We start from the raw sequence: 12,069 nt of genomic DNA, 5'->3' as shown, positions 1-12,069 counted from the left end.
GCGTCCGTCCTTGTGCCCCGCCGCTACCCATCTGCACGGTTGCCCTTCCCGGGAAGGGACGTCCAGCACGACCGTGCATTGGACAGTCGTGCCAGCTCCGCGCATGGCTCGCCAGGGCTCGGCGAACCGCGATGCGACGGGATCGAAGGCGCCGGCTGAGCGCCGCCGCCACCGCGCGGACCTGCCGTCACATACCAGGCAGACGCCGATCAGTGCGGCATGGGGATCCCGAAGTGGACCGTGGAGACGCCTGGCCCGTGCTCGCCACCGGGCCGGGCGTCATGGACCTCCTCGGCGAGACTGCGCCAGAACGGTTCGGCGCCCGGGATGTCCACGTTGGTGTGCAGGCAGATGCCGTCGTATCCGCCCTCGCGGGCGGCGAACCCCGCATGCCAGTCGGACCATGTGGTGGGCCAGCCCCTGGCGGCGGTGGCCGGGTCTGACGTAGACGCGGAGAAGCTGTGCGGTCCGGCCGCAGGGGTAGCGGTCGGCCAGGTGCCTGGGATGCGGAGGATGGGCCGGCCCGCGGGAGTGGAGAGCCGTGGTGCCGACCACCTCGCCACCGCTGCGCCTGCGCCCGGGGTCCTGGAGGTCAAGGCCGTGCAGAAGCCGCGGACCCCCTACCGTGACCTGCCGTCGGCCGAGAGCAGCACCTCCTGAGGCACTCAGGCCTCGTCGGCACCGCCGGCCGGCACGTACCAGCCACTGCCACAACGCTGACGACCCACCACGGAGGTTTTCTCAATGGAAGTCATCGCCAGGCACTTTTCGGCACCTTGATGACTGAACCGGACGTCCTCTGCACCACGCCGCCCCGGGGGGGCCGGGACGGCTCGGCCGAGCCGTCCCGGCCTGCGGTCACCGGTGGTGCGGCGGGCGGAAGGAGTCGAAGAAGTCCTTGCCGGGGGCGCCGACGCCGGTCGCGGTGTCGTAGCCCTTGGCCGCGGACAGGCCGTAGTCGGCCGCGATCTTGTACAGGCGGACCCTCAGGGCGCCGCCGACCAGGCCGAGGTCGACCACGTTGCCGAACTTGTTGTGGACGGCGGAGTCGTTGACGTCGTGGAAGGCGCCGCTACCGGCCCGGTCGTAGATCGCCGGGTTGGCGAAGCCGATCGCACGGCCGCCGCGGGCCTGCACGGCGTCGGCGAGCATGGCGGCGTACTCCGGGGCGGAGACCGAGGTGCCGCCGTAGCCGCCCTCGCTGTAGGTGCCGCCGTCGGTGTAGCCGACCAGGGTGGCGGCGACCAGGTCGCCGCTCATCGCGACGTCCGGGGTGGCGCGCAGCGGGGTGTCGGACTTGGTGCCGTCGGCCGCGGTCCTGGCGATCCGGTCCGGCACGACGCCCTGCTGGTACCAGGGCTGGGCGAAGTCCTTGGAGACGCCGCCGCCACCGCCGAAGTAGAACTTGCCGGGGAACGGCGTCCAGGACTTCTGGTCGTCGGACAGGACGGAGCGTTGGTCGCCCATCGACACCTCGCGGCCGTAGTGGCCGGCCTTGTCGGCGAGTTCGAGCGCCGTGCCGCCGACGGAGGTGACCCACGGGGAGGAGGACGGCCAGTCGGTCTGCGCCTGGGTGGTGTCGGTCTGGCAGTTGACGCCGGTGGCCGCCGCGCCCGGCGAGCTGTCGCCGCAGTCGCCGGAGGAGAAGGTGAAGCCGATGCCGGTGACCGCGCCGAGCTGGAAGATCTGGTTGTCGGCGGCGATCACCGCGGGGTCGAGGTCCCCGCCGGTGCCGTGCATGATCTCGCCCCAGGAGTTCGAGACCACGTCGGCCAGGTGCTCGTCGACCACCTTGGCCATGGCGTCGTAGAGGTCCTGGTCGTAGCAGGAGTTGCCGCCGACGTAGACCACCTGGGCGTCCGGCGCGAGGCCGTGTGCCATCTCGACGTCGAGCGCCTCCTCCCCGGCCCAGCCGTCCGCGCCGCCGCACTCGTCCTGGTGGGTCCACTTCTCCGGGGTGACGAACTCGCGGTACTGCCCGGCGGCGAACGGCTTGTCGCCGTGCAGGGTGGAGAAGTGGTTGGCGTCCTGTTCCATGGTGGCGAGGCCGTAGGCGTCGATGATCGCGATCCGGGCGCCCTTGCCGGACACCTTGGCGTCGGTCACGCCGTACGCCTTTCGCAGCTGGCTCGGAACGTAGGAGCAGGGGGCGAAGGGTTCGTTCTTCTCGTAACCGTCCGGTGCGCCCTTGGCGGTCTTCGAGCCGTAGCCGTCCTCGGAGCAGGTCGGCACGGTCGGCAGGGTGGCCGGCGCCTTCTTGTCCGGGCCGGCCAGCCGGGCGGCGGCACCGGACCGGGCGCGGGCCTCGGCCTCGCGGACGGAGACGGCGTGCGAGGTGTTCTTGTGCAGGGTGTCGCTGAGGCCGCTGACCGCGAGTACCGCGCCGGCCGCCGAGGCCGGGACGACGGCGTCCTTCGCGGCGGCCCGGTGCAGGCCGTCCTCGGTGCGGTAGGTGCGGAAGCCGGTGCCGAAGGCCTTGGCGAGGGCGCCGGTGCTACCGGAGACCTGCACGTAATGAGCCGTGGTGGCGTCGACCTTCAGGCCGGCGCCGGTCACCCAGTCGGTGACCGCCTTGACCTGGGCGGCGGTGGCGCCGAACCGGGCCTTGGCCTGGGCGTCGGGGAGGAACGCCCCGTAGGCCGGCGAGTTCGGGTCGGAGACCGCCTTGGCCAGAGCGGCGAGGCCTGCCTGGTCCTGGCCGGCCAGGTAGATCCTGGCGGAGGCCGGGGTGGAGTCGGGCACGGCTCCGGCATCGGCCTGCGCGGTGGCCCACCCCGGATGGGTGCCGGGGAGCGGCTTGGCGGTCTGCTCGCCGGTCGGCGTGGCAGCGCCGGCCGGGGCGGCCGCCCCGAGGGTCCCCAGGATCAGTGCGGCGGTGGCCGGTACGGCGATCCTGGAGATCCGGTTGCGTGCTATGGGCACGTCTGTCCCCACTTCGGAATTGACGGAATGCCGAGAATGCGCTCGGCGAAGGCACGGCAGCGTGAGCCGGAGGGAAGTCCTCGGTCCGGCCTGGGAGTTAACTGCCGTTAGCTAACTATTCCGATGATCGCGGGGATCTCAAGGGCGGGCGGTGAAGCTTTACCGGGACATGACTACTTGCAGGGGAAACGGAGGGTGGACGACCGGCCCGGCACCGGATCGGCCCCTCCGAGGCGATACAAGTCGTCAGCCCGAAAAGCCAACAGGACAAGTGGCCTTCCGTCATATCCCCTCGGCCCCGAAGAGCGATTGAGCACCCTGCCGGAAAGGCGGCTCGTGCCACCCGTGCCGGCCTTCGCCACGGAATGAGCCGGGTCACACCCCGGCTGTGCCGTCGACGGCGTGTCGTACGAAGCCGTTCGGTGCGTACACCGGGAACAGGCGATTGAGGTGCCAGCTGGTGTGCAGGGACAGGGTTTCCTGGCGGCCGGTTGGGTGTCGAGGTCGACCAGCGCGGGTCCGCACCACCGCAACGATTCCCTGGGCCGGAACGGCCGCCGCACGGATGGCTGTGGTTGTCCACGGGCCGGCGAGGGAGGCCGTGAGCGGCGGGGTGGCGACCAGGAGCGGCCCAAGGCACACCTCCGACGACGCCGGCAGAAGGCCGTCCAGGAGCTCGTCGATGCCGGGTTCGCCGGTGTGCAGATCCGCGTGTACGACAAACGGGGCGAGTGGGTCGGCAGCGCCCGGGTGCACAAGCCGGGCGAGACCGCCAAGCCGCCGACGGACGGACGGTTCTGGGTGGGCAGCTCCGCCAAGGTTTTCGCCGCGGGCCCTGGTGCTGCACCTGGTGGCCGACGGCGCGATCGGCCAGACGGACCGATTGAGCCGCCCTGACTTTCGTGGAGTCCGCGATCGTGTGGTCAGTCTGCGGGGCTTACGCCTGCTGCTCCCAGTGCGCCTGCTCGTACTCGTCCGGCGGGACGTAGCCGAGAGGCTCCTGAGCCCCATCAGGGGCCTCCTGGCGGGCCCCGACAGGCTTCGCTTGGCAGTCATTTCCCATAGCAACCCGCCTCGATGGCGCGTGAGGCTACCGGCCGTGCCGTCGGCCGCGTCCGATGAGTCGCGTAGCCGTCTTCGGCGCCGAGCCGGGGTGGTCTGCCGCGGCGATCAGCGCGGCGAGCACGGTGGTGACCGGCACCGAGGCGACCAGGCCGATGCTGCCGACGAGGGTCCGGGCGATCTCTTCGGAGACGAGCTCGCTGGTCGCCACGGACACGAAGTCCCGGTGGGCGATGGAGAAGAGCAGCAGCAGTGGCAGGGCCGCGCCGGCGTAGGCCAGCACCAGGGTGTTCACCGTGGAGGCGATGTGGTCGCGGCCGATGCGTACGCCCGCGCTGTACAGACGGCGGGCGCTCATCGTGGGGTCGGCCTGTTTCAGCTCCCACACCGCCGACGTCTGGGTGACCGTCACGTCGTCCAGCACGCCCAGTGAACCGATGATGAACCCGGCCAGCAGCAGACCACGGATCTCGATGTTCGGGTAGAGATCGTGGATCAGGCCGGTCTCCTCGGAGGTGTTGCCGGTCAGGTGGGCCCAGTTGGTGAACACCGAGCCGAGCACGCCGATCAGCACCAGCGAGACCAGCGTGCCGAGCACGGCGACAGAGGTGCGTGCGGACAGCCCGTGGCACAGGTACAGCGCGATCAGCATGATGGCGCTGGAACCGACCACCGCGACCAGCAGCGGATCGGAGCCGTGCAGGATGGCCGGCAGGATGAACAGGGACAGCACCGCGAAGCTGATCGCCAGGGCGATGAGGGCCGTCAGGCCCCGCCAGCGCCCGACCAGCAGGACGGCCAGGGCGAAGAGCCCCGCCAGCAGCGCGATCGGCGTGTCGCGATCGACGTCGACGACCGTGTACTGGTCTGCCTGCGGCGCGTCGGGCGAGTAGGTGAGGATGACCCCCTCCCCCTTGCTGTAGCGGCGCAGCTCGCCGGGGTGGACGGTCACGGTGAAGGTGCGGCCCTTGTCCGGGCCGGTGGTCACCTCGACGGTGGTCTGCCGGCAGGTCCCGGTGTCCTGGGGGTTGAGGTCGGAGCAGGGCACCTCCATCACCTGGGTGACCTTGCCTTGCCGCGTCTGCTGGTCGAAGCCGACGCCGGTGCGCTCGTGCGCGGGCACCCCTCCGGGCCACAGCACGATGAGCCCGACCACGACCGCGACGCCGAACGGGACCAGCACGGCGGCGATGACCCTGCGCAGGTGCGCCGAGACCGGCGTCGCGGGGCCGTGGGTGTGGGTGTGGGCGTGTACGGCGCCCGTGGCCGGCTCGTGGTGCGGATCGGCGTCACCCGGCTTTCCGTCGTCCATGCTGCGGCTCCTCCCGGCTGACCGGACACCCACCGTCGGGCCCGTCCTCTGCCACGTCCGATCATCGGGGCCCTGCGGCTCGCGGACCCGCAGGCGCGGCGGGGTGGGCGCGCCGAACTCTTCGGGGGCCGCCATGGGCGAGCCGGAGATGCGGCCGCGCAGTCGGCACAGACACCGGCCAGCTCGACGGTGTGCCGGACGTCGACGAAACCGGACCGCTCGACGACCTCGTCGGCCCAGCTCTCGACCGGTTCCGACTCGACCGCGAGGCTGTAGCCGCACCGTCGGCAGATCAGGAAGTGGCGGTGGTCCGTACCGGGCCGATGCCGGAAGAGCCGCTCGCCCGATTCGTCGCGGACCACATCGGCCCGGCCCGCGGCCGTGAGCGAGGCAAGGGCCCGGTACACGGTGCTCAGTCCCACGGCCTTGTCCGCCGAGACCATGCGGGCGTGCAGGAGCTGGGCGCTGATGAAGCCGGGGCCGGCGGCGAGGGCCTGGAGCACCAGAGTCCGCTGCGGGGTCTCCTTCCAGATCGGTGCCGCCGTCCGACGGTTCCTCGGCAGGGTGGGGGCCTCCATCTGTCAGGTGCCGGCCCGGCGGGTGGCGGGCGGGGCCAGGAACGCCGCGCCGTAGCAGGCCGCTGCGACGGCCATGATGCTGAAGCTCGGCGGCAGTGCGGGCACCTAGGCGCTGAGTGCGAGCCCCGCCCACAGCTCCAGGACGGCGAGTGCGACGGAGAGCCCGAGAGCCCGGTACGGACGGGTCGTCAGCCGGATGGCCGTGCCGGCGGGGGCGGCGAGCAGTCCGAGCGGCAGCAGGGAGCCGACCGCCTGGGTGGCCTCCGCCGCACAGGCACCGACCGGTGCGAGGAACGCCGGGCCGAGCGCGGTGGCGGGCACCCCGCGGGCGGCGGCGACCGCCTCGTCCAGTGTGGCGAGCAGCAGCGGACGGGCCATCAGCAGGACGGCGGCGGCGATGGCGGCGGCGATCACGACGACGGCGGCCTGACTGCCGTTCAGGCCGTAGATGGAACCGAAGAGCACGCTGATCCCCGCGTTGCCCTGGGTGCTGCTGCGGTGAGTGGTGTAGAGGGTGAGGAAGAAGGTGCCGAGCCCGAGGATCCGGTTCGCGCGAAGCGAGTCGCGGGAGTCGGCGCTGGCCTACATGCGGGGCCTGCCGGCGCCTTTGGAGCGGAAGAACGGGTGGACGGTGGCCGAGGAGGCCGGCCGCGGCGGTCCGGACCGGATCCAGCGGCTGCCGAACCGGATCGACCGGGACGCGGACGGGGTGCTCGACGACGTGCGCGAGTACGTGGTCGAGCACCCGGCCGACCCGGGTGGCGTGCTGATCGTGGACGACACCGGCCTCCTGAAGCAGGGCGTGCGGTCGGCCGGCGTCCAGCGGCGTACTCCGGCACCGCCGGCCGCACCGAGAACTGCCAGGTCGGGGTGTTCCTCGCCTACGCGGGCGAACGGGGCCGGACCCTGATCGACCGGCGCTCTACCTGCCGAAGTCCTGGACGGACGACCGCGAGCGCTGCCGGGCGGCCGGGATCGCAGACGGCGTCGAGTTCGCCACCAAGGTCCAGCTGCTCCTGCCGCTCCCCGCGCGACGTGCCAACGCCGGGACTCCCACGACCTTCCGGCCGGCCGTCACACCGTCCGCTGCCACCGCGATTCGGGGCGGGGCATCGCGGATCCGCCGTCCGGCGTCCCCTTCCCGTGTGCTGTTCCGGGCCGTGTGAACTCGTCGGTAACTACCGCTAGAGTGTCCCCGCAGTTGGAACGGCTGCCGATGCGCCGTCCGACCCACCCTTCACCATGACACCCCGTCAGGGGTGAACTCCCGTATGCCCCCGGGGAGATCGGCACGTCCTCGAACGATCGGCAGACCACTTCGGGGCGGGACGGACGGCCGATCCCGGAGGGCCGTTCCGGGCAGTACAGCTACAGGAGAACCATGAGAAAGACCTCGCGTCCGGCGCGTCTCGCCGTCCGCGCCACCGCCCTCGCCGCGGCCGCCGTGTTCCTCGCCGCGCCGAGCGCCTCCGCCACCGACCAGGGCGTCGTCAACCCCGGCTTCGAATCCGGCAGCATGTCGGCTGGGGCGAAGTGTCCGTGGACGACTGGCGCGTCACCGGCCTGTACCGTCAGCTGGTCACCGACGACCCCGCCTACCCGGCCAACTCCGGTGTCTGGAAGGCCAAGCTGGGCGGCTCCGGCGCCACGTACCGACTCGGTCACCGGATCAGCCAGGACATCACCGTCCCCGCCCTCCGGGTGCCGGCGGTTACCTTCCATATGAAGGCCGACTACATCGGGATCCAGCACCGCCTCGTCGTCACCGCGGTCACCGCGGACGGCACCCGCACCGACCTCTACACCCGCCACAACGCGGCCGGGGGCAGCGGCGGCTACGAGCCGGTGACGGTCACCTTCCCCGACAAGTTCTACTCCAGCAGCAACCAGACGGTGACGCTCGAGTTCACGCACTGGGACGAGGCCGGCAACACCGCGCCGTTCCTCCTCGACGACGTGAGCATGCAGTACCGGTACAAGAGCGCGCGGCTGCCGCTCTACGACTTCACCAAGTACCCGTTGACGTCGGCCGTCCGGTAACACGCACACGGCCGGGCGGTCCGGGGCCCTGCGCACCGGACCGCCCGGCCGGCGGTGGGCGGCCGGGCCTCAGCGTTCCGACAGCTCCCGGGAAGCCCCCCCCACGCACTCGCCGAACGACGGGTCATCGCGGATCCATCGGCGCGTGTGCGAGTAGGGCTCACCAGTGGAGGCGACCGCCTCGAAGCGGACTCGGCAGCCGCACACCACCACCCCGCTCGCCACCATCGCAACCCTCCGCCGACGGGCCCGGCGAACGACGGCCGGACGAGCGGAGAACGCAGGTATCCGCGCAGGTCGCACGGCGCGACAGCACCCTCCGCGGCACGGGGCGCGGCAGGGGCCCGCGACAGCTCTGGCGGGCCACGAAAACCGGAGCCGCCGAACGGCTCGACCGGCTCGCCGCAGTCCGGACCGACGGGCGCTGATCTCGTCGGACCCGAGGCCCGGCGAGAAGCGCTCCAGGCCGTCTCTGCCCGCCTGCGCCTACCGCGTCCGGGGAACGCTGCGCCAGGCCAGGTACTCCTGGCGCAGACAGCCGAGGGCACCGTCTTCGCCGTCCCGCTCGGGCGCTCCTGGGCCGAGCGGACCCCGCCGGCACCGCCGTGCCGGTCGAGCTTTGTCTAGGGTGAATCGCCGTTGTGGCAGGTCAGAGCTTGATCGCCGTATCAGGCAAGTCAGGCAAGCTGCTCGGCGTCGGGTGGCGCGGCGAGCGGCCGACAGGGATCAGGCCGTCGAGGACGTCGACGACGAACTGGGACACGGGGCATCGCTTCGAACTCGTCTCATGAGTCGTCGTTCAGCACCGTGTGCGTTTCAGGTGACGGGTGCTCAGCGATGGCTGGGCCCGCCGGTCAGTCGATGCCTTCGATGATGCGGAAGTCGCGCTCGACGCCGTCGGGGAGGGCCACCAGTGCCTTCTGGTATGCCTCGCTCTCGTATGCCGCGACGGCCTGTTCAAAGCTGTCGAACTCGATCAGAACGACGCGTTGCGTGATTCCGGCCTCGTGGGCGACGACTCGACCGCCACGGGACAGGGTGCGCCCGCCCCCGGCCCGGACAGCCGGACCGGCCAGCTTGCCGTAGGCAGTCAGCCTCTCAGGGTCGGAAATGGCGGGGTAGACACTGACCCAGTAGCCCTTGGCCATGGAAACCTCCTGTGTTCGGCCGGACACGTCCGACTTCGAATTGACACTCGGATCGATCGATCCGGCATGCGCAGGTTAGGGCTTGATGTGCGGTCGAGGGAAAGACCGGTACGGGATAGACTCAGAACGGATCGTTATCAATCGGCAGGGAGGGCACGTGGCGCCGGATACGGTGAGCCTGCGGTACTTCCTGGTGCTGGCGCAGGAGTTGAACTTCACCCGCGCGGCCGCACGGATCGGTATCGCACAGCCCGCACTCAGCGCCCGGATGCGCCGATTGGAGGCGGAGCTCGGTACGGCCCTGCTGGTCCGCAACACGCGTAACGTCGTATTGACCACGGCCGGTGCGGCTTTGGCGGAGTCCGCGCCGCCCGCGCTGGCGGCGCTGGACCGGGCATGGGACACCGCCCGGAGCGCGGCGGCCGGTGAACTGGGCACGCTGCGCATCGGATACAGCCTCAGCGCCGGGGCCGAGACGGCACCGGCCCTGGTGGACAGGCTGATTCGCGGCAACAGCGGACTCGAGGTCGGCGCGGTCCCGATGGCGACACCGGAGATCTCCCCCGCGGTCGCCGACGGCCGCATCGATGCCGGGATCACCCGCGGTGAACAACCGGGCCGTGGCGTACGCCGGTTCCTGCTGCGGCGTGCGCGCACCGGGGTCCAGCTGGCGCAGCACCATCCGCTGGCCGAACACCCGGAGATCGAGATCGCCGACGCGGCCGCGTATCCGCTGCGACTCCCGGACCGTGCGGCCAACCCCGTGATCCACGATCAGCTGTCCGCGCTGTTCCGAGACACCCGACCACACCCCCGATTCCACACGCCCGCAGTCTCTTTCGACATGTCTCAGCGCGACCTGCGCGACGGGCTCACCCTCGCCCCGGCCGGAGAAGCCGCGGCCACGGCACAACCGGCCGGTCTCACCTGGCGACCGCTGCGGGGCGCGCCCAGCCTGACGTTCCACCTGGTCCTCCCACGCGAGCAGTCGCCACTACACCGCCGCATCCGTGCCGTCGCCAAAACCCTGGCGCACGAGCTGAACTGGCTGCCGGACTGACGCGCAGCAGGTCAAGCGAGACGCACGCCTGCGGTGGCGAGGCCGAAGACCCTGCGCCCGGCGGACTTCGCGGTGATGACGACGGCGGTCTTGCTGAATGTCCGACACGACCTCGCTACGCCGGCGGATCAGCATCCCAAAGCCTGAGCACGAACGCGCCTTCGAGGTACCTGCCGAGCGGCTGTACCAAGCACTCCAACGACCCGAGCCGACTGGGCTGCCGACTGCGCGCGGTGGCACCGAGACCACGAACCTGCCTAACAGACCCTCTCGCCGTAGGAGAATTCGGCGGCGTCCGGTTCGTTGCCCGCCTCTTCGAACGCCTTCCGCAGCTGCTGGTACACGCCGGCCAGGTCGTCCGGGCCGGGGGCTCGTGCGGGCGTTGCGTGGTGGGGGCCGGCTGGCCAGCCGCGGCTGTTGCCCCGCCCTGCAGAGCCCGCCATTGCCGTTCCTCGGCCAGGACGTTGCGCTGCGACCACCGGGCCGGCAGCGCGCCGCGGCGGCGCCGGCCGGTCGGGGGCTCGGCGAAGCTGCAGCCGCCGCAGATCTGGATCTGGTCCAGGTGGAATGAGCCGGTGAACTGGCAGCGTGTCAGGTCGACGTCGGTCAGGACCAGGTGCGCGGCGTCGACGCCCTCCAGGGAGACGAGCTGCACGCTGGCCGGGATGCCTCCGGCGGCGAGCAGGCTCTCGTCGAGCGGGTTGCCGTCCACGGTGAACGGGGTGGGCCAGGACTGCACGGCGGTGGGGACGGTCAGCGTCGCGAGGGGGCAGTGGAGCTCGGCGTAGTGCAGGCGCAGCGTCGCAGAGCCTTCGAAGGCGGTCGCGCTGCAGGTGACCTCCGGGCGATGGCTTCGGTCGTGGCCTGCGGGCCGGTGAACCGCGCGCCGGTGAGGACGAGCATGGATGCGGTGAGCGGGCCCAGGTGCTGGATGCCGTCGACGTGGCGCTGCCGAACATGACCATGCCGGTGAAGGCGGTGGCGCCGAGCCAGAGGTTGCCTGCGAAGTGGGCCCTGTCGAAGCGGGCGTCGGTGAAGGTCGCGGCGCTGAAGGTGGCAGCCTTGGAAACACGGCACCGTTGAACATCGCCTCGTCGGCAAAGGCCACCTTGCTGGATCCGGCGTCTGCGGCAAAGGTGGTGTCCTCGAACCGGGCGACACCGTTGAAGACAGCGCCCCCGAACCAAGCCGCGCCGTTGAACACGGCGTTGGCGAAGTATGCGCCGCTTTCGAAGGCGACCTCGCTGAATGAGGCGGTGCTGTGGAAGGTGGCGCGCTCGAAGTCGACGTCCTTGACGAAGGCGACATCGCTGAAGTTCGCCCCGTCTTCGAAGGTCGCTCCGGCAAACCCTGCAGGGCTCTGGAAGACAGCGCTCCGGAAGGTGGGCCATCCGCTGAATGTGGCGTCGGTGAAGTGGGCCGTACCTCTGAAGTCGGTTCCGGAGAAGTCCGGCGGCTGTTGAAGGTGACTCCCTCGAACATGGAGCCTTTTCAGAGCGGCCACCGATCGGGTGGCGGCTGGGCGGTCGCGGACCGGGGAAGAACAGACAGGGCTCCCAGGCAGTTGAGTGAGGTATCTGACGTCTCAACTCTTCTGCCGGAGAGCACTGGTGGTCACCTATCCTGCCTGTGAGGATGAGGGTGCCGCTCCGGGGGTGGCCTGGCCCATATCCTGCCTGGCTCGCTCGTTGATGCCCTGAGTGCGGTCTGCCGGCTGCGTCCGGGGCGGCGGGTGTCTGCCTTCGGGGCAGGGGGTCCGTGTCCGAATAGGGGCTTTGCTCCGGCATCGTCACAGGTCTGACCGCTCTTCCTCTCCTGGTGGTCATTCCGCACCGCCGACCAAAGGGCGGCGACCTCACCGATTGGCAGGGCAGCGTGCGAGGACCGCGCTGACCGGTAGTGCACTGTCGTGCTGGTTCCCGGGCACGCGGGGGAAACCCGGCCGGT

The 12,069-nt window shown here is 70.9% G+C and carries 9 protein-coding genes and 4 pseudogenes; 5 read left to right on the top strand and 8 right to left on the bottom strand.

Translation table 11 applies throughout. From position 1 onward, the window contains the following. Positions 1-209: 209 nt before the first annotated feature. Positions 210-561 (bottom strand): annotated as a pseudogene (locus tag AB0M03_RS00380) (GNAT family N-acetyltransferase); the annotation flags it as partial. On the opposite strand from AB0M03_RS00380, the gene AB0M03_RS00375 reads away from it, so the two are divergent. Continuing rightward, positions 505-660, top strand: coding sequence for a hypothetical protein (locus AB0M03_RS00375; protein WP_363487405.1), 156 nt, complete (start codon positions 505-507; stop codon positions 658-660). The pseudogene AB0M03_RS00380 and the gene AB0M03_RS00375 overlap by 57 nt on opposite strands. A gap of 198 nt (positions 661-858) precedes the next feature. On the opposite strand, the gene AB0M03_RS00370 is transcribed toward AB0M03_RS00375, so the two are convergent. The 4 genes and pseudogenes from AB0M03_RS00370 to AB0M03_RS00355 form a co-directional block, all read right to left on the bottom strand. Beyond that, on the bottom strand, positions 859-2,922 hold the full coding sequence (locus tag AB0M03_RS00370; protein WP_363486721.1) for a S53 family peptidase: 2,064 nt from the start codon (positions 2,920-2,922) through the stop codon (positions 859-861). Between the two features lie 1,090 nt (positions 2,923-4,012). After that, positions 4,013-5,296, bottom strand: coding sequence for a YibE/F family protein (locus AB0M03_RS00365; protein WP_363486719.1), 1,284 nt, complete (start codon positions 5,294-5,296; stop codon positions 4,013-4,015). 191 nt (positions 5,297-5,487) lie between these two features. Next, positions 5,488-5,874 (bottom strand): annotated as a pseudogene (locus tag AB0M03_RS00360) (Fur family transcriptional regulator); the annotation flags it as partial. Between the two features lie 105 nt (positions 5,875-5,979). Then, positions 5,980-6,417 (bottom strand): metal ABC transporter permease, encoded by a 438-nt coding sequence (locus AB0M03_RS00355; protein WP_363487375.1) that lies wholly within the window; start codon positions 6,415-6,417, stop codon positions 5,980-5,982. Here AB0M03_RS00355 and AB0M03_RS00350 point away from each other — a divergent pair. Together AB0M03_RS00350 and AB0M03_RS00345 are read left to right on the top strand one after the other, a co-directional pair. Then, positions 6,389-6,887 (top strand): annotated as a pseudogene (locus AB0M03_RS00350) (transposase); the annotation flags it as partial. The gene AB0M03_RS00355 and the pseudogene AB0M03_RS00350 sit on opposite strands and share 29 nt — an antisense overlap. A 526-nt stretch (positions 6,888-7,413) precedes the next feature. Then, positions 7,414-7,914: a hypothetical protein gene (locus AB0M03_RS00345; protein ID WP_363486717.1), complete on the top strand. Its 501-nt coding sequence runs from the start codon at positions 7,414-7,416 to the stop codon at positions 7,912-7,914. Positions 7,915-8,768: 854 nt separating this feature from the next. On the opposite strand, the gene AB0M03_RS00340 is transcribed toward AB0M03_RS00345, so the two are convergent. Then, positions 8,769-9,062: a DUF1330 domain-containing protein gene (locus AB0M03_RS00340; RefSeq protein WP_363486715.1), complete on the bottom strand. Its 294-nt coding sequence runs from the start codon at positions 9,060-9,062 to the stop codon at positions 8,769-8,771. 157 nt (positions 9,063-9,219) lie between these two features. Here AB0M03_RS00340 and AB0M03_RS00335 point away from each other — a divergent pair, with 157 nt between their 5' ends. Then, a complete protein-coding gene (locus AB0M03_RS00335) occupies positions 9,220-10,122 on the top strand; it encodes a LysR family transcriptional regulator (protein ID WP_363486713.1) in 903 nt (300 codons plus the stop codon). 257 nt (positions 10,123-10,379) lie between these two features. Here the strand turns inward: AB0M03_RS00335 and AB0M03_RS00330 are convergent, their stop codons facing one another. After that, a complete protein-coding gene (locus AB0M03_RS00330; RefSeq protein ID WP_363487403.1) occupies positions 10,380-10,565 on the bottom strand; it encodes a hypothetical protein in 186 nt (61 codons plus the stop codon). Between the two features lie 481 nt (positions 10,566-11,046). Here AB0M03_RS00330 and AB0M03_RS00325 point away from each other — a divergent pair, with 481 nt between their 5' ends. After that, positions 11,047-11,205 (top strand): hypothetical protein, encoded by a 159-nt coding sequence (locus tag AB0M03_RS00325; protein WP_363487401.1) that lies wholly within the window; start codon positions 11,047-11,049, stop codon positions 11,203-11,205. 112 nt (positions 11,206-11,317) lie between these two features. On the opposite strand, the pseudogene AB0M03_RS00320 reads toward AB0M03_RS00325, so the two are convergent. Further along, positions 11,318-11,626: pseudogene (locus tag AB0M03_RS00320) on the bottom strand (pentapeptide repeat-containing protein); the annotation flags it as partial. Positions 11,627-12,069: the final 443 nt, after the last annotated feature.

This window comes from Kitasatospora sp. NPDC051914 (assembly GCF_040680995.1).
In the GTDB taxonomy this organism is placed as follows: Bacteria; Actinomycetota; Actinomycetes; order Streptomycetales; family Streptomycetaceae; genus Kitasatospora.
This window is presented reverse-complemented; position numbering and strand designations above follow the sequence as displayed.